The organism is Streptomyces sp. NPDC038280, from assembly GCF_055600045.1.
Map to the genome: position 1 here is coordinate 699,068 of NZ_JBVJYZ010000001.1, position 19,675 is coordinate 718,742.

At 67.6% G+C, this 19,675-nt stretch carries 34 protein-coding genes and 2 pseudogenes; 15 read left to right on the plus strand and 21 right to left on the minus strand.

Annotated elements, in window-relative coordinates; all coding sequences use genetic code 11:
* The first annotated feature begins 131 nt into the window (after positions 1-131).
* From ACZ7J0_RS03140 to ACZ7J0_RS03205, 14 genes are all read left to right on the plus strand, one after another.
* A complete protein-coding gene (locus ACZ7J0_RS03140; protein ID WP_470883430.1) occupies positions 132-665 on the plus strand; it encodes a hypothetical protein in 534 nt (177 codons plus the stop codon).
* A 45-nt stretch (positions 666-710) separates the two neighbouring features.
* Complete coding sequence (locus tag ACZ7J0_RS03145) at positions 711-1,685, plus strand: N4-gp56 family major capsid protein (protein ID WP_470883432.1); 975 nt, start codon at positions 711-713, stop codon at positions 1,683-1,685.
* A 62-nt stretch (positions 1,686-1,747) separates the two neighbouring features.
* Positions 1,748-1,954, plus strand: coding sequence for a hypothetical protein (locus tag ACZ7J0_RS03150; RefSeq protein ID WP_470883434.1), 207 nt, complete (start codon positions 1,748-1,750; stop codon positions 1,952-1,954).
* A 9-nt stretch (positions 1,955-1,963) separates the two neighbouring features.
* A complete protein-coding gene (locus ACZ7J0_RS03155; RefSeq protein ID WP_470883436.1) occupies positions 1,964-3,127 on the plus strand; it encodes an SGNH/GDSL hydrolase family protein in 1,164 nt (387 codons plus the stop codon).
* 9 nt (positions 3,128-3,136) lie between these two features.
* Positions 3,137-3,274 carry a hypothetical protein gene (locus ACZ7J0_RS03160; protein ID WP_470883437.1) on the plus strand — a complete coding sequence of 46 codons (138 nt, stop codon included), beginning with the start codon at positions 3,137-3,139 and terminating at the stop codon, positions 3,272-3,274.
* The gene (locus tag ACZ7J0_RS03165) at positions 3,274-3,561 is read left to right on the plus strand and encodes a hypothetical protein (protein ID WP_470883439.1); all 288 of its coding nucleotides are present in this window, start codon (positions 3,274-3,276) and stop codon (positions 3,559-3,561) included. Before ACZ7J0_RS03160 ends, ACZ7J0_RS03165 begins: the two co-directional genes overlap by 1 nt.
* The gene (locus ACZ7J0_RS03170; protein ID WP_470883441.1) at positions 3,561-3,938 is read left to right on the plus strand and encodes a hypothetical protein; all 378 of its coding nucleotides are present in this window, start codon (positions 3,561-3,563) and stop codon (positions 3,936-3,938) included. The genes ACZ7J0_RS03165 and ACZ7J0_RS03170 overlap by 1 nt, the downstream gene beginning before the upstream one ends.
* Before the next feature lies 1 nt (position 3,939).
* On the plus strand, positions 3,940-4,851 hold the full coding sequence (locus tag ACZ7J0_RS03175; RefSeq protein WP_470883443.1) for a phage adaptor protein: 912 nt from the start codon (positions 3,940-3,942) through the stop codon (positions 4,849-4,851).
* Positions 4,851-6,056 carry an H-type lectin domain-containing protein gene (locus ACZ7J0_RS03180; RefSeq protein WP_470883445.1) on the plus strand — a complete coding sequence of 402 codons (1,206 nt, stop codon included), beginning with the start codon at positions 4,851-4,853 and terminating at the stop codon, positions 6,054-6,056. The genes ACZ7J0_RS03175 and ACZ7J0_RS03180 overlap by 1 nt, the downstream gene beginning before the upstream one ends.
* A gap of 9 nt (positions 6,057-6,065) precedes the next feature.
* On the plus strand, positions 6,066-7,979 hold the full coding sequence (locus ACZ7J0_RS03185; RefSeq protein WP_470883447.1) for a hypothetical protein: 1,914 nt from the start codon (positions 6,066-6,068) through the stop codon (positions 7,977-7,979).
* An 8-nt stretch (positions 7,980-7,987) separates the two neighbouring features.
* Positions 7,988-8,275, plus strand: a complete 288-nt coding sequence (locus tag ACZ7J0_RS03190) for a hypothetical protein (RefSeq protein ID WP_470883449.1) — start codon at positions 7,988-7,990, stop codon at positions 8,273-8,275.
* Positions 8,275-8,505 (plus strand): peptidoglycan-binding domain-containing protein, encoded by a 231-nt coding sequence (locus tag ACZ7J0_RS03195; protein WP_470883450.1) that lies wholly within the window; start codon positions 8,275-8,277, stop codon positions 8,503-8,505. Before ACZ7J0_RS03190 ends, ACZ7J0_RS03195 begins: the two co-directional genes overlap by 1 nt.
* Position 8,506: 1 nt before the next feature.
* The gene (locus ACZ7J0_RS03200) at positions 8,507-8,680 is read left to right on the plus strand and encodes a hypothetical protein (protein ID WP_470883452.1); all 174 of its coding nucleotides are present in this window, start codon (positions 8,507-8,509) and stop codon (positions 8,678-8,680) included.
* Positions 8,677-8,928 (plus strand): hypothetical protein, encoded by a 252-nt coding sequence (locus ACZ7J0_RS03205; RefSeq protein WP_470883453.1) that lies wholly within the window; start codon positions 8,677-8,679, stop codon positions 8,926-8,928. Before ACZ7J0_RS03200 ends, ACZ7J0_RS03205 begins: the two co-directional genes overlap by 4 nt.
* Before the next feature lie 212 nt (positions 8,929-9,140).
* Here ACZ7J0_RS03205 and ACZ7J0_RS03210 read toward each other — a convergent pair whose 3' ends face one another.
* From ACZ7J0_RS03210 to ACZ7J0_RS03310, 21 genes and pseudogenes are all read right to left on the minus strand, one after another.
* Positions 9,141-9,374, minus strand: coding sequence for a hypothetical protein (locus ACZ7J0_RS03210; protein WP_470883455.1), 234 nt, complete (start codon positions 9,372-9,374; stop codon positions 9,141-9,143).
* Positions 9,367-9,567, minus strand: a complete 201-nt coding sequence (locus ACZ7J0_RS03215) for a hypothetical protein (protein ID WP_470883457.1) — start codon at positions 9,565-9,567, stop codon at positions 9,367-9,369. Before ACZ7J0_RS03215 ends, ACZ7J0_RS03210 begins: the two co-directional genes overlap by 8 nt.
* A complete protein-coding gene (locus ACZ7J0_RS03220) occupies positions 9,564-9,872 on the minus strand; it encodes a hypothetical protein (RefSeq protein WP_470883459.1) in 309 nt (102 codons plus the stop codon). Before ACZ7J0_RS03220 ends, ACZ7J0_RS03215 begins: the two co-directional genes overlap by 4 nt.
* Positions 9,872-10,000, minus strand: a complete 129-nt coding sequence (locus ACZ7J0_RS03225; RefSeq protein WP_470883461.1) for a hypothetical protein — start codon at positions 9,998-10,000, stop codon at positions 9,872-9,874. Before ACZ7J0_RS03225 ends, ACZ7J0_RS03220 begins: the two co-directional genes overlap by 1 nt.
* On the minus strand, positions 10,000-10,371 hold the full coding sequence (locus tag ACZ7J0_RS03230; RefSeq protein WP_470883463.1) for a hypothetical protein: 372 nt from the start codon (positions 10,369-10,371) through the stop codon (positions 10,000-10,002). Before ACZ7J0_RS03230 ends, ACZ7J0_RS03225 begins: the two co-directional genes overlap by 1 nt.
* A 112-nt stretch (positions 10,372-10,483) precedes the next feature.
* Positions 10,484-11,155 (minus strand): toprim domain-containing protein, encoded by a 672-nt coding sequence (locus tag ACZ7J0_RS03235; protein WP_470883465.1) that lies wholly within the window; start codon positions 11,153-11,155, stop codon positions 10,484-10,486.
* A gap of 25 nt (positions 11,156-11,180) precedes the next feature.
* Positions 11,181-11,417, minus strand: a pseudogene (locus tag ACZ7J0_RS03240) (CHC2 zinc finger domain-containing protein); the annotation flags it as partial.
* On the minus strand, positions 11,357-11,761 hold the full coding sequence (locus tag ACZ7J0_RS03245; protein WP_470883467.1) for a hypothetical protein: 405 nt from the start codon (positions 11,759-11,761) through the stop codon (positions 11,357-11,359). The pseudogene ACZ7J0_RS03240 and the gene ACZ7J0_RS03245, both read right to left, overlap by 61 nt.
* Before the next feature lie 192 nt (positions 11,762-11,953).
* Entirely contained in the window at positions 11,954-12,340 is a 387-nt protein-coding gene (locus ACZ7J0_RS03250; RefSeq protein WP_470883469.1) for a DUF2493 domain-containing protein, read from the minus strand.
* A complete protein-coding gene (locus tag ACZ7J0_RS03255) occupies positions 12,328-12,486 on the minus strand; it encodes a hypothetical protein (RefSeq protein WP_470883470.1) in 159 nt (52 codons plus the stop codon). Before ACZ7J0_RS03255 ends, ACZ7J0_RS03250 begins: the two co-directional genes overlap by 13 nt.
* Positions 12,483-12,686: a hypothetical protein gene (locus tag ACZ7J0_RS03260; RefSeq protein ID WP_470883472.1), complete on the minus strand. Its 204-nt coding sequence runs from the start codon at positions 12,684-12,686 to the stop codon at positions 12,483-12,485. The genes ACZ7J0_RS03255 and ACZ7J0_RS03260 overlap by 4 nt, the downstream gene beginning before the upstream one ends.
* Positions 12,686-12,880, minus strand: coding sequence for a hypothetical protein (locus ACZ7J0_RS03265; RefSeq protein ID WP_470883474.1), 195 nt, complete (start codon positions 12,878-12,880; stop codon positions 12,686-12,688). Before ACZ7J0_RS03265 ends, ACZ7J0_RS03260 begins: the two co-directional genes overlap by 1 nt.
* Positions 12,877-13,710, minus strand: a complete 834-nt coding sequence (locus tag ACZ7J0_RS03270; protein WP_470883476.1) for an AAA family ATPase — start codon at positions 13,708-13,710, stop codon at positions 12,877-12,879. Before ACZ7J0_RS03270 ends, ACZ7J0_RS03265 begins: the two co-directional genes overlap by 4 nt.
* Positions 13,711-13,887: a hypothetical protein gene (locus tag ACZ7J0_RS03275; protein ID WP_470883477.1), complete on the minus strand. Its 177-nt coding sequence runs from the start codon at positions 13,885-13,887 to the stop codon at positions 13,711-13,713.
* Positions 13,888-14,033: 146 nt separating this feature from the next.
* Positions 14,034-14,669: a hypothetical protein gene (locus ACZ7J0_RS03280; RefSeq protein WP_470883479.1), complete on the minus strand. Its 636-nt coding sequence runs from the start codon at positions 14,667-14,669 to the stop codon at positions 14,034-14,036.
* A gap of 90 nt (positions 14,670-14,759) precedes the next feature.
* Positions 14,760-14,999 carry a hypothetical protein gene (locus ACZ7J0_RS03285; protein ID WP_470883481.1) on the minus strand — a complete coding sequence of 80 codons (240 nt, stop codon included), beginning with the start codon at positions 14,997-14,999 and terminating at the stop codon, positions 14,760-14,762.
* 8 nt (positions 15,000-15,007) lie between these two features.
* Positions 15,008-15,856, minus strand: coding sequence for a RecB family exonuclease (locus tag ACZ7J0_RS03290; RefSeq protein ID WP_470883483.1), 849 nt, complete (start codon positions 15,854-15,856; stop codon positions 15,008-15,010).
* Positions 15,840-16,577, minus strand: coding sequence for a WhiB family transcriptional regulator (locus ACZ7J0_RS03295; RefSeq protein WP_470883484.1), 738 nt, complete (start codon positions 16,575-16,577; stop codon positions 15,840-15,842). Before ACZ7J0_RS03295 ends, ACZ7J0_RS03290 begins: the two co-directional genes overlap by 17 nt.
* An 8-nt stretch (positions 16,578-16,585) precedes the next feature.
* Complete coding sequence (locus tag ACZ7J0_RS03300; RefSeq protein WP_470883486.1) at positions 16,586-16,747, minus strand: hypothetical protein; 162 nt, start codon at positions 16,745-16,747, stop codon at positions 16,586-16,588.
* Between the two features lie 53 nt (positions 16,748-16,800).
* Positions 16,801-17,058 carry a hypothetical protein gene (locus ACZ7J0_RS03305; protein WP_470883488.1) on the minus strand — a complete coding sequence of 86 codons (258 nt, stop codon included), beginning with the start codon at positions 17,056-17,058 and terminating at the stop codon, positions 16,801-16,803.
* Positions 17,059-17,125: 67 nt separating this feature from the next.
* A pseudogene (locus tag ACZ7J0_RS03310) lies at positions 17,126-18,508 on the minus strand (AMP-binding protein); the annotation flags it as partial.
* Positions 18,509-18,609: 101 nt separating this feature from the next.
* Here ACZ7J0_RS03310 and ACZ7J0_RS03315 point away from each other — a divergent pair.
* Positions 18,610-19,458, plus strand: a complete 849-nt coding sequence (locus ACZ7J0_RS03315; protein WP_470884113.1) for a helix-turn-helix transcriptional regulator — start codon at positions 18,610-18,612, stop codon at positions 19,456-19,458.
* The last annotated feature ends 217 nt before the right edge of the window (positions 19,459-19,675 follow it).

The following is a 19,675-nucleotide window of genomic DNA, read 5'->3' on the forward strand; positions in this document are numbered from 1 at the left end:
CAGATATGCGCTAGCAGATGTACATTCCCGCGCCGACGGACCTACCGGCCCCGTCCCCAGTCAAGACCGGCAGCGGAGCGCGGACTTCTTCCCCGAGAAGCGAGCTGGCCGCGAAGCGAATGGGAGTGGCAGTGAGCGAGTACAGCTTCGGATATGACCCCTCCGGCGAAGAGTCGGACCTGGGCGAGGCGGAGATCCAGCCGAAGGGACCCAAGTGGTTCCGAGAAGGCCTGGCAGAGCTCTCGGGACAGGTGAAGGAGCTGAGGGCAGAGAACGCCGCCCTGAAGGCTCAGAAGGTCAAGGACGAGGTAGCCGACGCGCTCAAGGCCAAGGGCTACGCCCCGAACGCAGCAGAGCTGTACACGGGCACGCCCGACAAGCTGGACGAGTGGCTGACCGCCCACGGCGGTGCTCTTGCCAAGCTCCCTGCCGAAGGGCAGGAGCAGCCAGGTGAGCAGGCGCCCGCAGGGCCTCCGGCCTCGACCGTTCCGGCTGAAGGTCAGGAGCAGATGCAGCGCATGATGGAGCAGGGCACGCAAGGCGTGGCCCAGCCCCAGGGCACTGACAAGGAGATTGCCGCGGCTATCGCCGCAGCGCAGTCCCCCGAGGACTTTGCCAAGCTGATGCAGTCGCACGGTTCGCCGTACGACTGGAACGCCTCCTGACCTCTCCCCGTCCCTTCGGCACCCCTTGGGGGGTGAGAGGCCACCATGGCTAACGCGTACACAGACACTTCAGCGATGTCGAATGCGGTGCAGACCGCATACGACAAGACCTTCTCTTTCGTTCTCCGTGACCAGCCCATGTTCCGGGCGGTCGCCGACAAGCGTCCGGCGAACATGACGGCGCCCGGCTCCTCGATCGTTCTGGAGCGCTATCAGGACCTGGCGGCGGCGACCACGCCGCTGACGGAGACCACTGACCCCGACTCGGTGGCCCTGGGCAACCCCACCACGACCACGATCACGCTGACCGAGTACGGCAATGTGGTCCTCAGGACGCGCAAGCTGCACCTCTTCAGCCTGACCGACGTGGACCCGGCGGTCGCGAACATCATCGCGTACAACGCCGCGGACAGCATGGACCGCGTGGTTCAGACCGAGCTGCGCTCGGGTACGAATGTGATCCAGCGCAAGGCTGGCACCGTCTCCTACGTCACCAACGGCACGGTCAGCACCCCGGTCGGTACCACGATGGCCGCGACGGACAGCTTCAACAGCGCCATCGCCCGCCTGGCCCCGGTCAAGCTTCGCGCCAACAAGGCTGTGCCGCGCAAGGGCTCGCTGTACTGGGCTGCGATCCATCCCGAGGTCTCTCACGACCTGCGCGCCGAGACCGGCGCCGCGGCCTGGCGTGACCCGCACAACTACAGCGCGGCCGGCAATATCTGGGCGGGTGAGATCGGCGCCTACGAGGGCGCCTTCTACATCGAGTCCCCCCGTTGCTACAACGCCGTGGACGCTGGCACCGGCGACAACACGGTGCGCCGCTTCCGTACCTACTACGCGGGCCGTGAGGCCCTGGCGGAGGCTGTGGCGGAGGAGTTCCACGTCGTAGCCGGTCCGATCACGGACAAGCTGGGCCGGTTCCGGCCGCTGGGCTGGTACGGCGTCGCGGGCTGGAAGATCTACCGCAACGAGGCCCTCATCCGGGCCGAGACGACCTCCACGGTCAACTCCTCCTGATGGACTGGACGTTCCGGACCCCCGTCGTTGACGAGGGTCCGGCGGTCCCAGGGAACCCCCTCATGCGGTTCTACAAGCTCTCTCGCGGCATCACGGTCCTGGAGCACGGCGGCATCTACACCGCGGTGCGCTACCCCACGCAGGACGAGATCGCCGCAGCCACGACCGCATACATGGGCGGCCATGAGCACGTCGTGAACGACGCCACGAAGGCCGCGCTCATCGCGGGTGGTGTGGGCGTCACCGAGGCCAATTTCACTGCCCTGTAAGGAGGGGACATGCCGGTCAACTCGATCAATGGCCAGGACGGCAACGTCACCCTGACCAGGACGCTCCCGGACCTGGCAACGGTGGACAGCGTCTCCTCGCTGTCGCCCACCATCACGCTCGCGCAGCAGTCCACGAGCACCATCGCGAGCGCCCAGGCGCTCTTCGCGCCTGACAACGCGTGCTTCACGTACACGGGCTCAATGGCTTTCAGCACGCCGTTCCCGGACACCACGCTGTATCAGCCGGTCAACCGGCACCCCTACACCTGGGGTTCGCCCCCGGTTTGGTCGGTGGTCTTCGGCACCGACGCCACGACGTTCGAGTACTTGTTCAAGCACGTCAGCGCCTCTTCGCTGTACCGCATGTCGGTAGACAACCGGAAGCTCACGGATCTGATGACGGCCACCGGCGCCTCCAGCGTCGGCAGCAGACACGTCCTGAAGTTCGCGATGGGCTCGACCGCACCGCGGAAGATCCGCATCGACGGCTACACGCTCCCCTTCGGCGGGGTGTTCATCGGCCCCAACGATTCCATCTGGAAGGTGCCCTTCACGGGCAAGCGCGTCATGGTCACCGGCGACTCCCTGTCGGCTGGCTCCAGCCAGAACACCGGCGGCGGCGCAGGCACCTGGTTCAGCCGCTTCTGCCGGGTCCTCGGCTACGAGGACGCCTGGAACGTCGCCATCGGCAATACGGGATACATCGCCGACAACTCGGGCGCTTCCGGAACGATGGAGGCCCGGGTCACCGACGTGACCGGCTACGCCCCTGACCGGCTCATCATCTGGGCGGGCCACAACGACGCGAGCCAGACGCAGGCGGCCATCGACGTGGCCGCCCGCTCGTACTTCCGGCAGATCGCCTCTGGCCTGGACTCCTACACCGTGGTCATCGGCTGCTGGTCGCCGTCCGGCTCGCCGGCGAACTCGCTCATCAACACGGACGAGACGCTGCGCATTGCCGCAGCGGACAACAAACTGCCCTTCATCAGCCCCATCACCGGCAAGGTCTACAACGCTGACGGCGTACTGCTCGCGACCACCGGAGCCTGGATCACCGCCGCCAATGCGTCTCGGTTCGTCGCCGGCGGCGACGTGCACCCGACCGACGCAGGTCACACCTACATCGCTCAGCGCATCGCCCAGGCGTACGCGCTGCTCGGCAACGTCTGAGGAGACGGCATGGAAGACAAGTGCTGCCCGGTGGGGCCGGGCGGGAACTCGAACCTCACCAATCAGGACGAGCAGATGATCCTTGACCGCACCACCCAGGGCCTGGCCGTGCGCACCGAGGGCGCACAGGACGGGGAGCTGCACTGATGTGCCGCACAGGCTGCCCGACTCAGGACCACGCCAACTGGGGCGAATGCGCCCGAGCGGCCAACATGCGCGTGGCGTACTGCGGGATCGGCGGCGGGGATGCCACCGCCCAGAAGCAGTGGGACAACGAGCTGTCCCTCTACCGCCAGGCCCGCAAGCAGGGCATCCAGCCCGACGGGACCAAGACCAATCAGATCATGCGGGCCCTGAAGGCGTCTGACGCCGCCGGAGCGGCGTACGGCCGGGACTTCTCCAAGTCCTCGGGCATGCCGGAGGGGGCGGCCTGATGGCCGAGATGAAGGTAAGCATCGACGGCGTCAACGCCGGTGCAGACAACGCCCTGCAGGTCTCCACGGGCCTCCAGAATGCCGCGGCGACGCTGAGCGCCGTCACCGGCGCAGCGACCGGTGCCACGGTCTCCTGCGGCTCTGCCCGCACCACGGCCACCGTTGTGGCCGTGGGCACTGCAACGCTCGCCGGGACGCTCACGATCGAAGGCTCGCTGGACGGCGCCACGTGGGTTTCCACCGGTGCAACGGTGGCTCTCACGGCTGCCGCCACGGTGACGGCCTCCAGCACCGGTAAAGCGTTCCGGTTCTACCGGACCAGCCTCACTTCCACTTCGGGCAGCGGTACGTGCACTGCCGTGATGATGGCGGCGTGACATGACCGTGACCTTTGATCAGCTCGTCCTCAGGGTGCGGCGGGAGCTGAAGGGCTTCACGCTGGACCAGGCGTCGGTGTCCGAGCTGACCGCGCCGATGGGCGCGTCAGACACGGACTTCACGTGCGACCAGAGCACCGTGGCGAACTTGTCCCGCGGCCTGGTCGAGATCGACGATGAGCTGATCCTGGTCAAAACACTGGACGCTACCAGCGGGACCGTCACCGTCATGGGCCTGACCAACGGCCGTGGCGCCGAAGGCACCACCGCGGCCAGTCACGACATCAATGCTCTGGTGACGAGCAATCCGGCCTTCCCGAGGAAGGCCATCAAGGACGTCATCAACGACTCGATCACGGCTCTGTATCCGGCCCTGCTGGTCTTCGACGAGACGGACTTCGCGGCCAACGCCGCGCAGATTGAGTACCCATTGCCGGCCGACGTCAAGGACGTCTGGTACGTAGTGGGCCGCTGGGTCGGCCCGGAGAAGGTCTCCGCCCCCATGCCCAACTGGCGCCTCAACCCCAGGGCGTACGGCACGGACTTTCCGACGGGGAAGAGCATCCAGCTTTTCGATGCGGTCACGCCCGGCCAGAACATCCGGGTCGTCTACACCAAGGCCCCGTCAACGCTGTCCGCCGACGCGGACGACTTCGCCGCAGTCACCGGCTACGCGGAGCGCGTGGCCGATCTCGTGGTCTGGGACGCCGCCAAGCGGCTCCTGCCCAGCGTGCTCTCCGCACGACTCCAGCAGACGTCAGTGGAGTCCACCGAGCGTGCACAGCTGGTCTCCGCCCGGGACATCGCCTCAGCCGTGCAGACATACGCGGCGCTGTACGCCGAGGGCCTACAGAGAGAGCGAGACCTGATGTTCCAGGAGACGCCGAACTACGCCACCTTTCAGGGGTCCTGATGGCGAACGCATACTTCTACAGCAACACCGCGGTACAGACCACGCTGTCGGGGTCCATCACGGCCGGTGCCACAACAATGAATGTTGCGGCGACAACGGGCTTCCCGGGCTCCTTCCCATACACCCTGGCCGTGGATTACGGAGCCAGCACGGAGGAGCTGGTCAAGGTCACCGCGGCTGCGGGGACCACGCTCACAATCACGCGCGCCTTCTCCGGCACGAGCGCCCAGAGCCACAGCCTTGGCGCCGTCGTACGGCACGTCTACCACGCCGGCGACGCCACCGACTTCCGTACGCACGAGGACGCCTCCAGCAGCGTCCACGGCGTCACAGGCGCCCTCGTGGGCGCCACGTCCACACAGACGCTCACCAACAAAACGTTGACGTCGCCCACCATCAACTCGGGCGCCCTGTCGGGCACCTTCACTGGTACGCCCACCCTGTCCGGTGCGCTCACCTTCTCCGGGGGTATCACCTCCTCCAGCACATCAGCCCTCTCTGGGGGCGGCTCGCTGGCCGGGACGTTCACCGGCACCCCGACCCTGTCAGGGGCGGTCCTGTTTACCGGTACGCCCATCTTCCAGGCCGCCGCTGCGGCCACCATTGCCACCTCGCACCGAGTCGCAGCGGACACAACGCCCCGCCTCCAGATCCAGGCGGACGGCAAGCACCTGTGGGGGCCGGGCAACGCCGCAGCCGACACCAACTTGTACCGAGCGAGCGCGGACGTCCTGGCGACTGACGACACCTTCCGCCTCATCCAGTCCGCTGCCAGCGGAGACGCCATCCAGGCCCGCGTGAGCGGGGATGCGGGCATCCGCTACCTAGTGGAAGCCAGCGGCGCCATGGGATGGGGCGATGGGACGTCATTCACCGTCGACACGAACCTCTACCGCTCCGCGGCCAACGTCCTGAAAACGGATGACGATCTGGTCATCCAGACCCACAAGGCGCACTACGGAGAGTCGAGCACCGCCAGCTTCACTTTCACGTCGCAGACGTCGTCCACGACGGCCGTCAGCTTCGGTACCGCGTTCAGCGCTGTACCGCACGTCCGCTGCAACATCAACAGCACCGCAGGCAGCACGCTTCAGTGGACCGCCAAGGCGGGCGCGATCACCACGTCGGGCTTCACGCTCATCGTCAGCGGCCCTGCCGCCACCTGGTCCGCAGTCGAGGTCCAGTGGTCCGCATTCGCGGCGTAAGGAGGGGCTGTGGCTGGAATCGTTGAGCGCATCCCGTTCGCCCTCTCGGGCCGTACGGCCACCGCCTCCAGCAGCTACGCCCTGGAGGGCGTGCAGTACGACGTAGCCCTTGGCGGAATGCCGTGGATGCTGAAGGTCGACAACGACCACGCAATGACCAGAGCTGGTGCCCCGGTCCGCAAGGAGCAGCGCGACCAGCAGCCCATCCCGGGTGAGCAGAGCCTCGCGAACTGGTGGCTGCGCTCGCAGTCCACCTTCGTCGGTGGCCAGGGCCTGCTCTACCAGGACCCGTCCAACGACAACCAGTACGCGATCCGATACGCCGAATCCGTCGGCGTAAACCCCTGGGTCAACGGCAAGCTCACGCTGCTGCGCGAGACGAGCCAGCGCATTGTAGACGGCACCTCTGACAAGCATCATCTGGTGGGCTGGAACGACGGCACGGACCGCTACTGGTCCGCCGTCGGAGCAGTGCTCAAGAGCGATACCGGCGCGGCCATCACCACCATCACCTGGGGCGGAGCCAACACGATCCGGAGCCTTGCATCCGACGGCACCAACTACTACGCCGCAGACAACGTCCAGGTCTACAAGGGCACCGGCGCCGGCGTGGGCGCCGCCTGGACAGCCACCGGCACCACCAAGACCCTCGTGCGCTGGGTCAAGGGCCGCATCATGGTGGGCCTGGACAACACTCTGAACGAGTGCAGCAGCGCGGGCGTGAAGACCCTCAAGTTCACGCACCTCAACTCGGCCTGGACCTGGACCGACATGGCCGAGGGCACCAACGCCATCTACGCCTCGGGTTACGCCGGAAGCCAGTCCGACATCTACAAGCTCGGCCTGGACACCACCGGCGCCGTTCCGGCGCTCTCCTCGGGCGGCGTGCTCGCAGCACAGCTGCCCCGCGGCGAGATCGTGAACTGTCTGACCACCTACCTCGGCGCCTTCGTCGGCATCGGCACCTCCCGCGGTTTCCGCGTCGGCGAGATCGACGACCAGGGCGACATCCGGTACGGGCCCCTGCTCATCGAAAACTCCAACGGCGTGAAGAGCGTTGCCGCTTACGACCGCTTCTTCTACGTCGCCTGCACCAACGGCATCGAGTCCAAGAGCGGCCTCTACCGGGTCGACCTCGGACAGGCACTCCAGAACGAAGGCGTGTCCTCCGGCGTGCGCTACGCCTACGCCACGGACCTTCAGACCAAGGTGACCGGCGAAGTCTGCTCGGTCACCAACTTCGGCAACAGCGACCGCATGGCCATTGCCGTGGTGGGCCAGGGCAGCTACCTGGAGTCCGCCTCCACGCTGGAGGCGAGCGGCTACCTGGAGACAGGCAGGGTCCGCTTCAACACCCTGGAAAAGAAGATCTTCAAGTTCGTCACGGTGACCACGCCCACAAGCCTGATGGGCTCGGTCGGCGTCTCCGTGCTCGACCCCGGCGGAGCCGAGACGTCCATCATCACCGTGGCCGAGGGCACCGCCCTTGCTATCGAGGACGTCGTCATGGCCGCGCCCAGCACAGCTGCTGAGTGGGTCGCCCTCAAGCTGTCGCTCACCCGCTCGGCCACCGACACCACCCAGGGTGGCGAGGTCAACGGATGGCAGCTCAAGGCCATGCCGGGCGTAGTGCGCCAGCGGGTCTTCACGCTGCCGCTGCTGTGCATGGACAAGGAGAAGGACCGCGCCGGCCAGACGGTCGGCGCCGAAGGGCGCAGCCTCGCCCGCATCGAAGCCTTTGAGCAGATTTTCGCCCGCGGCGACGCAGTCACCTATCAGGACCTGCGAAGCGGCATGTCGTACCTGGTCGTCATCGACGACTACCGGTACGAGCAGAAAGCCCAGCCAGCCATGAATCAGTCCAAGTACGGCGGGATCTTGTGGGTGGAGCTGCGCACCATCGCCGACGTCATCACTGCGTAGGAGCAGACGTGGACTACCAACTGATCGAGGACGATGCGTACGACGTGACGCCGTTCCTCTCGTACGCCCGCCAACGGTCCGCCGACCGCGCCGAGCGGGACCCCATCGTCGGGGACACCGTGCACTTCTGGGACGGCGACCGCTGCCTTGCGGCGATCGTCACGCAGGACGACCTGTACACCGTCTGGCTGTCCTGTCTCGCCCCCGGCGAGACATCGGTGCGCCCTGTGCGCGAGGTACCGCACGACGAGAGCAAGGACACCGCCTCCTGGCACTGGCCCTGCGGGGGTCAGTGATGTGGCCTCCTGAGCGTGTCATCATCCGCCCTGCCAATGACAGTGAGCGCGAGTCCGTACGGACCGCTCAACGAGCCCTGAGGCTCGACGAGACGGGCGAGATGGACGCGGCCACAGAGGCCGCCCTGCGGGGTGCACAGCGCCTCTTCAAGCTCCCGGTGACAGGCGTCCTGGACCGGGCCACAGCCGAGGCGCTGGACCGCCTGCGGCCACCATCACTGAGGGAGTGACATGAGGGACTACATCGACATCGTGGAGCGCGCCGGCTGGACCGGCGCCGAGGCTGCCCTGGCGGTCGGCATAGTCGAGCTGGGGGACGTCAGCCTCTGGTGGGCTGCGCCCCTGGCCCTGGTCCTGGCTGCTGCCAAGACCTGGGTGGTGAACCGGCGCAAGGCGACCGGATGAATGACGACACAGGGACGGTTGCCGTAGCTCTGGCAGATCTGCGCGGAGCCGTCGACGTCGGTTTCGCCAAGCTCGATGGCAGGCTGGACGTCGCACTCCAGCGCACCGACACAGTGGAGCGGGAGGTGGTGGAGCTGAAGGCCAAGGTCTCCAGCCTGGAGGCCAAGATCTGGAAGTTCTCCATGGCCGCCGCCGCCGTAGGCACAGGCGGGGCCACAGGGCTCTGGCAGGTGCTCCACGGCGGATGAGCCCACAACGCAAAAAAGACCCCCAGCCCGGAGGCTGGGGGTTTTCTTTTCCAGTGGACCACGTTTCCGTGACCGAGGCCAGGCGCTGCGCACTGGAAGCTTTGCACCCGGCGGAGCCGGCATAAGCCAGCCCCGCCGGGCTGCTCCGGGGAGAGGCCCAGATGATCAGTCCGGGTCCCAGAGCGTCCCTTGGAGAGGGAGCACTCAGTGTCTCATGGAGCTGGAGGAACGTCTGCTTCCTCGATCGTCACTCTCACGCGGAAGACCTTGATCTCTTTGCGGGTGTACTTGGCGATGGTCAGGCCGCCGGCGAAGCCCGGCGCCGCCAGGCGGGCCGCCTCCACGGCGGCCTCCTTATTGGGAAACCGAGTGTCGCCCGCAGGGCCTTGCAGCTTCCCTCCGTCGCGCCCGGCAGCCTCCACGCAGTACCACTCCTGGTCAGCCATTGCTGCTCACCTCCGGGTCGATCAGGTCAGCGTCGTAGTCCTTGCAGCCGTAGTGGCACAGCCTGTGCCCGCCCTCCCGGCGGACCTCCTCCGCCAGCTCGTGGGCGAAGGCGTCCAACAGGGAATCCAGCTTCTCCCGCTTCGGGTACGTAAGGGCCGTGGCGTACAGCCACAAGTCATCACGCGCGCTCACCCCTCCTCCCCGGGCTGCACCAGCTCGACCTCACCCTGAAGGCGCTCGGGCAGCTCGGGCGGGGCGTAGACGGCCCAGCCGTTGGTGGACTGGGAAGCCTCCAGCACCACGCCACCCCTCACGGGAGGGGGCGCAGGCGTGAAGAGGGGCTCGGGCTGCCCGCCCTCCACAAAGGCGATGACCCGCTTGAGCTTGCGCACCATGTCCTCGTCGATGTCCCCCTTGTCGATGTACACCGAGGTCTCCGCGTCCTGATCGGAGTGCTCAAAGCGCACGCCGTTCTTGGTCGGCTTAAGGATCAGCATCAGTCCTCGTCCTCCTCGTAGCTCGCTTCGTTCTCGCCGTCCTCGCAGCACTCTTCCGATTCGCCCTGCACCTCGTCACCACACGAGTTACAGAACCAATAGGAGGGCTCCTGATAGATGTCGGCCATCACTGTTCCTGTCGCACGGGGAGCACCTGCGTGATGCCGCTGATGACACTGCCGCTGTGCTCGATGATGAGTACGCCGTTCATGGCGCACACGGTGGCGTCCCCGGGGATGTACGCCTCGAAGAGCTGGCCGTCCACGCTGTACGCCACGGCGTACGGAGGGCGGCGCTCAGGCTGAGGTTTCGTGTCCGCGGTCACGGTCTCCGCGTACGCCTCGCAGGGGTCCCAGCAGTGGCACTGGGCGAGGGGGCGACGCTCCTCTTCCTCCTCGGGCGTGAGGGGCGGCTCTTCGAGCCCCGGGCGATTGAAGGGGCAGTTCTCGGGGTCTACGCCCTCGCAGTTGCCGCAACTGTGCGGCTCCGGCAGCCCCAAGTCCACGATCCCGGGGCGCTCGTACTTCTCGCACGCGCAGTCCGGATGAGAGCACCGGCTGTCTGCGTCCTGCCACTGGTGGCGAAAGCGTATGTGATGGCACTTGCAGCGGTCATCCAGCGATGAGGGCTCGGACGGCATCCGCGCCTCCTTCCATGTAGATCTTGTTGACGTCCTTGCCCTGCGGGATGCGGATGGGCCGGGCCTTGGCCTCCTTGGCGAGGAACTTCGAGAACTTCCGGCCGGCGATGTCGCCGTCGGCGAACGAGTACACGACGTCGAAGTCCGCCAGGCAGCGGCTGAACCAGTCCTGCCAGTTCTCCACGCCGGGCACCCCCACTGCAGGGATGCCCGAGAGCGAGAGCGACATGGCGTCGATCTCGCCCTCCGTCACGCCGATGTGCGGCGACTCCTTCTTCAGGTCCAGGACGTTGAAGAGATTCGAGGCCATGCCCTCGATGGACAGGTACTTCGTGCAGGTGTGGGGCTTGCCCTTCTCGTCCGTCCAAAGGACGGTCTTGCCGCAGTCGTGCGGCTTGATGCACCTAAACCGCAGGTTCACCACGCCGGCAGGCGTCAGGTATGGGATGGCCAGGCGCCCGCGGTAGGCCTCGTGGCCGATGAGAGGGCGCCTAACGACGCCCAGGCGGAACGTACTTGCGTGCTGGGCGAGACCCCGTCCCGCCAGATACGCCTGGGCGCTGGTATCGCCCGCCAGATCGCTCTGGTACGTCGACACCGCGTGCTCGAAGAATGTCCGCTGCGCGGTCGAGAGCGTCTGCACGGTCGCAGCCCTCCATGAGCATGATGAGGTTGATGGCGGAGCCCTTGGCGCCGCAGGAGTGGCAGAAGAACAGGCCCTTCTCCGCGTTGACACGCATCGAAGGGCGCCGGTCCCCGTGGACGGGGCAGCAGACCTGCTCCTCGCCCCAGCGGCCCGAGTTCAGCTCGACGTCGTAGTGGGCGAGGACGGGAGCAATGGGGATCAGAAACCCAGCTGTTCGCTCAGGAGCACCGCGGCGAGCTGGAGATCCATACGTGCCCATTGCTCGGTCTCCCTCTCGCCCTCGTGATCCCCGGAGTCCCAGGGGAGCAGGACGTACGGTACGTACGCGTCCCACTGTCCGACGGCTTTGTAGGGCCGCTTGACCACGAGCACGCACGTGTGCGCCTTGGCGTTCTCCATCTCCGCCCAAGTCTCGCGCGTCCACGCGGCCAACTGCTGCGTGGCAGCCGCCTTGACCTCGACCACAAGATTTGGGATACCGGCGACGTCGCCCTTGTCCTGGTTGCCGGACAGCGCCCGGCGCTCAGCAGCGGGCCACCAGTTCTGGAGGTAGCGCACGACGGCGGTCTCCGCCGCGGTGCCCTTGGCCTTGCTCTTGCTCACAGGCACCTCCGTGCGTGCTCGTTTGCGTGCTTCAGGGCCAGGCGCCACGTGAGGTAGCTGTGGCCCTGGCTGTGTGTGATGGCGTCGCACTGGTGGCCCCAGTTCCAGCCCCACGGGCCCCGATACAACTGAACCCGCCACTTGGGCGGGTGGTTGGGCACGTACTCCGGCAGGTCATGCGGGAGCGGGGGGTCACTCATGCTTGTGCTCTCTCACCTCGATGCCCGCCTCTCGGGCGAGACGCATTGTGTCCTGGGTGCCTGTCCCCTCCGGCAGGGGGAAGGCCAGGACCAGATCAGCTCCGGCCTCCACCATGCGCCGATTGCGCTCCGGGCCGGCGGCCTTGACGTTGCCGCGGGCCGCCCATGCTTCCCAGGCGGCAGGGAAACGCTCTTCCTCGACCTGCACGAACTGCACTGCGGCCTCGTACCACTCGTGGGCGATGGCGTCCGCTCCGGTGGAGCAGGCGCCATGCACGAGCGTGAAGGGGCCGTGCGTCTGGTAGACGTCGTTCAAGGCGTCCCAGACGGCCGTCCAGTTGGCCCACTTGCGTGAGCCGGTCACGATCACACGAGGCACGAGAGCACCTCCTCCACTTCCTCCAGAGCGTGACAGCGGCGGCAGGAGCGCCACCACTCCTCGACCACGACCGTCCGGTCGTCGGGGCACTCGCGGATCTCTCCGAACCACTCCGTCCAGGCGTGACGGACGAGACAGAAGATCACGAGGCGTACACCGCCTTGGTCCAGTAGCTACGGCTGGCCGAGTCCGGCCCGCCGGGCGGCAGCGCAGTCGCGGCGGCGAGTGCGAGCGTGGCCTCCGCGAGGGCCAGTTGAGCCTGCACCAGCGACCACTGTGGATCGGTCTCGTTGCGTGCTGCGGTGACGCGCTTCTCCGCCTCGCGGTAGTGCTCGGGGCCGGTCATCACATCTCCTCCGCCTGCTCGATCAGTGAGGCGTAGTTGTCCGCCTGCGCCTGGATCTCCTTGACGCGCTTGCCGAGCGCGGCGGCCTTGGGGCCGGTCGCGGGAGCGGTGCGCCACTCCACGCGCAGCTTCTCGGCCTGAAGGTCGAGCTGAGCATGACGCAGGCGCAGCTCCTTGAGCACGAGATCGGTCATCCCCAGCCCTCTCCTTCTCCCCAGCTCGCGTACGAGTGCTGAGGCACGTTCGGTACGTAGTCCCCGACGAAGGACGTCGCAGCGTCCAGGTGCATCGGGAAGTGGTTGTTGGCGTCGGCGTCCGCCTTGGCGTGCCGGTTCTTCACGCAGGCCACATGCAGATCACCCGTGTTCGTCAGCCCGCAGGTGACGATGACCTCGGGCAGTGCCGAGACTTTGCCCTGCATGTCGCTCTTCCTCGGACAGGGGCGCTTGGTGCGCTCGCTGTCAGAGGCGTGGTGTACAAGCAGGACGTGCGCTTCCGTCTCGCGGGCCAAGACCTTGGCCTGGCGCATGAGGTCCCGCAGGGACGACCATTCGTCGCCCGTGTCGTGGCCGACGTCAGAGGCGATGTCGATCACGATCTGTTCGGGCCAGCGGCCCTCGGTCTCGTGGTACGCGTACGTGCTCAGCCAGACGTCATCCAGGTCCGGGCTCGGCATGAACTCCCAGCGCAAGAAGTCGTACTGCTTGAGGATCTGCGCACACTTCTTGGGCTCGGTACGGAGCCACTGTTCCGTGGTCTCCGTGGGCGTACGGGCGTGGATGGCAAGGAGCCGGCTGGCAACCGTGTCCTGATCGGAGTCCGTGCTGAACGCCAGCGTGGGCACCTTCATGTTCAGCAGCGCGTTGAGCACGATCCGGGTCTTGTGTGACCCGGACTGCCCGAACAGCATCGACATGGAGGCCCGGCGGAAGCGGATCGCACGGGCCTCCCAGGACGCAAAAGCGGGGGGCAACGGCTCTTTGCCGATGGCCCCCCGCGTCACGGAACGTGAGAGCGTCTGCATCTACAGCACCGAAATCAGCAGCACCGCAACCAGGACGACTGCGGCGTAGCCGAGCCAGAATGCCGGTGCGTTCGCCCGCTGCCTCTCGCGGTGGTCACCCCACCACGCATCGGGCCTGCGGATGCTGGACGGCTGCACGGGCGCCAGCGCCCGCCGGATCTCCCCGGCGCGCTCCACCTGCTCCGGTGTCGGGACCGGTCGGAACCGGCCCTCAGGGTCCGCTGAAGGGCGCGTGAACGCCCTGGACCTCGAAGCCATGTACTCACCCCCTCTCCCTTGCCCCACAGTGTGGGGGAAAGGGGGATAGAGGGCGTATGCAACGGTCATGCGGGAACGGGAGTGAACTGCGGGAAGGCGCCCACGTACTGCGGATCGATGTGCCACCCCTTCACGCCGCCCTTGTCGCCCTTGTTCCAGGAGACCTGTCCGCCCTCGGAGGGGCGGCCCTTGCGCATCTGGTACTGCGAGACGATGGCGTCGAACTCGGCCTTCTTCGGGAAGGGCACATCCAGCCGGTACCAGCCGTGCTGCGTGTACTCGGTCGCCGTGACCGGCGGCGCCGGTGGAGCCGGCGGGCCCTGGTAGCCGGGGGCTCCCGGCACGCTGACGTTCGGGCCGAACGGCGGAGGCGTGGGGGCACCGGCCGGAGGCATCGGCGGCCCCTGGGGGGCCGGGACCGGGGAGACCGGGCCGATTCCCTGGGCCACGCCCATCTCGGCCTTCATGTGGCTGTACACGGACGCGGCGATGGTGGTCACGCCGCCGTCCATCAGCGCCTGGAAGCGCTCGTTGACCTCCGCCGGGGTGTTGCCCCGAACGACGATCATCGGCCCGCGGCCGTCCATGCTGATCGTGTAGACGTGGTTGTGAGGGTTGGCGGGCATCTCCGGGTAAACGCTGTCCGCGCTGTGCTCCACGTCGCTCCAGTCCTCGTTCTGCTCGGGCATGGTGTCAGTCATGGTCTTCCGTTCTCTCGATCTCGTTGCGTGCGCAGTTGGACTCATGGCCGCACTGCTCGCAGCAGGCGCCGCAGTCGCAGTTGGGGAGCATCAGCCCCTGTCCAGGTCCTTGCGTACGCGGTAGCGCCAGACGATTGCGTCCGCAGCGACGACGGCCAGGAAAATGGAGCCCCAGAGGGGCTGGTCCTCGGAGAAATAGCGGTACGAGAAGACCGCCGCACCGGCCATGTTGAGGGCAAGGCCCTCTGGGCGCCCCTTGGTCATCACCGTGACGGCGAAGCCCCCGAGGATCAGGAGCAGGCCGACAACGTAGAGCAGCTGGGAAAGCATGAGTCTCCTCAGAACGGAGGTTGGAATCCCGGAGAGTCCGGGTCATAGAGGTGGGCCAGCGGCCCGCCCTTGGCGTGGCACGCCGACTGCACGTCGCACAGGAAGCAGTCGCCCTTGGCGATGCCCTCAGCGGGGAATGCGCCGGTCTGGATCTGTGCCCACGCTTCGCCGAAGACCTTGCCGACGGCAGTCGGCGTGTACTCGGTGATGTCGTACGGCTTGCTGGGCGTGCCCTTGCGATTCATGAAGGCCACGCCGTGGTCCACCTGGACGTCGTACTTGACCTTCATCAAGGCGCCGTAGACGCCGAATTGCGCTGCGTCCTTGGGCGGCCTCTTGGAGGTTTTCAGGTCGACGATCCACAGCTTCTTGAGCAGTGGGTCCCAGAAGACCCGGTCCAGGTACGCCTTGATCTCGACCGGGCAGCCGGGCAGACGACCGGAGATATCCAGCTCGATAGCCGGCTCGCCATCGGGTGTCGTCCAGATCTCCCACCCGGCGCGCTCGCGCCAGTCGATGTACGACCGGACGAATTCGAGTCCGACCTGACGCCAGACCTCCAGCGGTTCCGCGGCGCTCTTGCGCCACAGGTTCGCGTTGGGCTCCTTCTCATGGAGCTTGGCCACCTGCATGTCGAAAAGCCGCTCCCAGACAAAGCCCGCCTGGAAGGCATCCGCGTTTCCGGCCATCGACATGAGGTCGTAGTGCTCAGTGGTCTCGTGTACAGCAGAGCCCCCCGCCAGCCATACGGACTGGGAACGGGGGGCCTCGGTCATGTACTTGAGGAACCAGCTCTTTGCGCATCTCTCCAGGGTCTCTCTGGAGCTATGGCTGATGTGCTCAGGCGGCGTGCGCATCTTTCCTTCCCGGGTACTCCACGATCCACAGATCCTGAGGGTGGTAGAACTTCACGTCCTCGGCCAGGAACCACTTAATGACCATTCCGCGGCCGGAGTAGCAGAGCATCTTGATCCATTTACCGTCGGCGGTCTGGCCGCCGTAGTAGGCGTCCACCACGAGGTGTTCGTGACGCACCCATGCGTGCCTGCGGCCAGGCTCGTCCGGAAATCGTCGGCGCGTGGCCGTGCGGGGAAGCGGCTCCTCGGGCAATGGAAGGTCGACGACCTCAGCGTCCGCCTTCAGCAGGGACTTGAGGTGGTCTGCCCATTGCCCCATCAGGCCCTCGCACACCGAGACCGTGAGTCCGGTGCGGAGCTGAATCTCCCGCCAGGTGATGCCCTGGGTCCGCAGATACGTCAGATGCTCACCCCATTCGAGGCGCTCCGCCTCGGGCCACCGCTTCCAGAGGCGCTTCTTGGCGATGGCGTGCCGCTCGCGGTATCGCTCGTGCTCGTCACGGCCTCCGAAGACGCCGTACTCCTCGCCCAGGGTGTCCCGTCGGCACTGCTCCAGGACCGGACACCGGGCGCAGATCTTCTTGGCCTCGTCCCAGGTGGCCTGCGTCATCGGGCTGGGAGCCCGGTCCAACTGGCTTCCATTCGGGGCGAAGAAGATGCCCGGCGGTACTCCGACGCAAGCGCCCCGGTCGATCCACCGCCGCTCGGCGTCGTACAGCAAGGTCCCTCCTATCTGATCCACAGGGCCACGAAGAGCCAGCCGCCAAGCACGCCGATCACTCCGCCAATGGCGGCATAGACGGCGTCCTCCTTGGCCCTGAGGCGCAGCCAGTCCGCGGTACGAGAAAGGCCGCCCCGAAGGCGGCCGGTCAGCTTTCCGAGGGCGCTCATCGCGGCCTCCGGCAGATGCAGTGCACCTGCTTGCAGTTGTGGCAGACCATCGGTCAGCCCCTCCCCTTCTTGGCCAGCTCCAGCTCGCGCCGGAGACGGACGTTCTCCTGGACCAGGCGGCTGCCGGCGTGGAGCTTGGCAGCCTCTTCGCCTCGCTTGAAGGCGAGTTCAAAGTGAGGGAGGACGGTCATCATTACGGCCGTCACAGCCGTCGTCATCCGGTCCTCCTGGATGTACGGCTCCACCGCCGCGCGCACGTCCCGGCGGAGGTCCAGCCGGGACTCTCTCTGGGGTAGCGGCTTGCGTGCCATCTGGCCTCCAATGCGAAGAGCCCCCGCATCAGCGAGGGCTCTGGGTTGATGTTTGTGCAGGTCAGGCGGCTAGCTCCATTAGGAATGAAATTGTTCCTGGTTCCGACGCCTTGAAGACGTCGTCGGCCCGTCCGATGTAGGTGATGTAGCCGTCGGCGTCTCGGGCACCGATGTCCCCGGTGCGGTAGTAACCACCCGCCATCGCCTCGGCCGTACGCTCCGGGTCGCCGTGGTACCCGGTCATCAGGCCGACCGGATGGGCCGACAGGTCGAGGGCGATCTCGCCCTCATCGGCGCCCGGCCGCCCCGTGGCCGGGTCGAGCAGCTCCACCGTGAAGCCGGGGCTCGGCCGGCCCATCGACCCCGTCTTGAGGCGCTGCCCGGGGCTGTTGGAGACCTGCACGGCCGTTTCGGTCTGCCCGAAGCCGTCGCGGATCGTCACGCCCCAGGCGCGGCGCACGGACTCGATGACCTCCGGGTTGAGCGGCTCACCGGCCGCGACCACCTCCCTGGGCGGGGTCCGCAGCCGGCCCAGGTCGGACTGGATCAGCATCCGCCACACCGTCGGCGGGGCGCAGAAGCTGGTGACGCCGGCCCGGTCCATCTCGTCCATCAGCCGGGCCGGGTCGAAGCGGGTGTAGTTGTGGATGAAGACGGTGGCCTCGGCGTTCCACGGGGCGAAGAGATTCGACCAGGCGTGCTTGGCCCAGCCGGGCGACGAGATGTTCAGATGGACGTCGCCGGGCTTCAGCCCGATCCAGTACATCGTCGCCAAGTGCCCGATGGGGTACGACACATGGGTGTGTTCGACCAGCTTGGGGCGGGCGGTGGTGCCGGAGGTGAAGTACAGCATCAGCGGGTCGTCGGCGAGGGTGGCGCCGTCCGGCCGGAAGGTCTCCGACTCGCCGTGGGCCTCCTCGTATCCGAGCCATCCGACGCGGTCGCCGCCGACCGAGATACGGGTGTAGTCGCCGGGGACGTCGTCGAACTTGGGGGTGTCCTCGGCGCGGACGATCACATGGCGCGCCCGGCCGCGCTCCACCCGGTCGCGCAGATCGGCCGGGCCGAGCAGCGGGGTGGCGGGGATGACGACGGCCCGCAGCTTCATCGCCGCGAGCGCGGTCTCCCACAGTTCGACCTGGTTGCCGAGCATGACGATGATCCGGTCGCCGGCGCCTACTCCCCGCGCGCGCAGCCAGTTCGCGGCCCGGTTCGAGCGGACGGACATCTCGGCGAAGGTCCGCCGGGTCTCGGTGCCGTCCTCCTCGACGATGTGCAGCGCGGTCCTGTCGTTGCCGGCCGCGATGACGTCGAACCACTCCAGCGCCCAGTTGAAACGGTCCGGCCGGGGCCATGCGAAGCCTTCGTACGCCGCCTCGTAGTCCTCCCGGTGCTCCAGCAGGAAGTCCCGGGCTGCCCGGAACCTCTCCGTCGCGCCGCGTTCCGACATGTGTCCTCCTCATTGCGGGACCGGTCAGGGACATCGTGTAATCGGTGACCCGGGTCTCACTACCCCCGTACGGGGGTGACCGCGGCGTCGACGAGAAGGAAATGCGCGTGGCCGAAGCGGTCGAAGCGGTGGAGATGCGGTCGGCGCTGCTGCGCATGCGCCGCGCCACCGGTCTGCAGGTCGTCTTCGGCGGTCTGCTGCGAGAGCCCCACCGGATGCGGATCGCCGAGCTGAACGGTCACCTGTCGGAGGCGCTGCACGGTCTGGCGATCTCCACCGGGAACGGCCTGGGAGGCAAGGCGATCGCACTGTCCCGGCCCTGTGCGGTGACGGATTACCACGTGGCACGTCACATCACGCACGAGTACGACGGGCCGGTGGGCATGGAGGGCCTGCGGTCGGTCCTCGCGGTACCCGTGGTCGTACGCCGCCGGGTGCGCGGGGTGCTGTACGGCGCGCTGCGCGAGCCGCTGCCGATCGGCGAGCGCGTCTTCGACGCGGCGGTCGCCGCCACCCGCGACGTGGAACAGGCACTGGTGGCACGGGACGAGGCCCAGCGCCTCCTCGCGACCGCGGGCGAACCGGCGTCGGGCGCGCCGGGATCGGCCGCACCGGCCTGGGAGGAGGTCCGGCAGGCACACGGTGAGCTGCGGGAACTGGCTCCGCGGATCACCGACCCCGAGCTGCGCCGGCGCCTCCTCGAGGTCTGCGGGCGCCTCGCCGCGGCGTCCGAGGCACCCACGCGCCCCGCGGGCCCGGCGCTCGCCCCGAGGGAGGTGGACGTCCTGGCGGCGGTGGCGTCGGGCGCGACGAACGCGGCGGCCGCCGAGCGGCTGGGGCTGCGGCCCGAGACGGTGAAGGGGTATCTGCGGTCCGCGATGCGCAAACTGGGCGCACACACGCGCCTGGAGGCGGTGGTGGCGGCACGCCGCGCGGGGCTCCTTCCGTGAGGGACGCGGGCGGGCGCCGGGAGAGTCGGCGGGCGGCCCGGCACGCCGGGCGGGGGTCCCGGCGTGCGGGGCCGCTTCCGTAGGGGCGGGCGTGTTTCGGGAGAGGGGTTCGGCGCGCCGCTCGGGCGGTTCGGGCCCACTGTGCGCGGCCCCGGCGGGGCTCCACAGGCCGGCTCGCTCCGGCGCGGGAACCGCCGGGCGGCCGCCGGGGACGCGG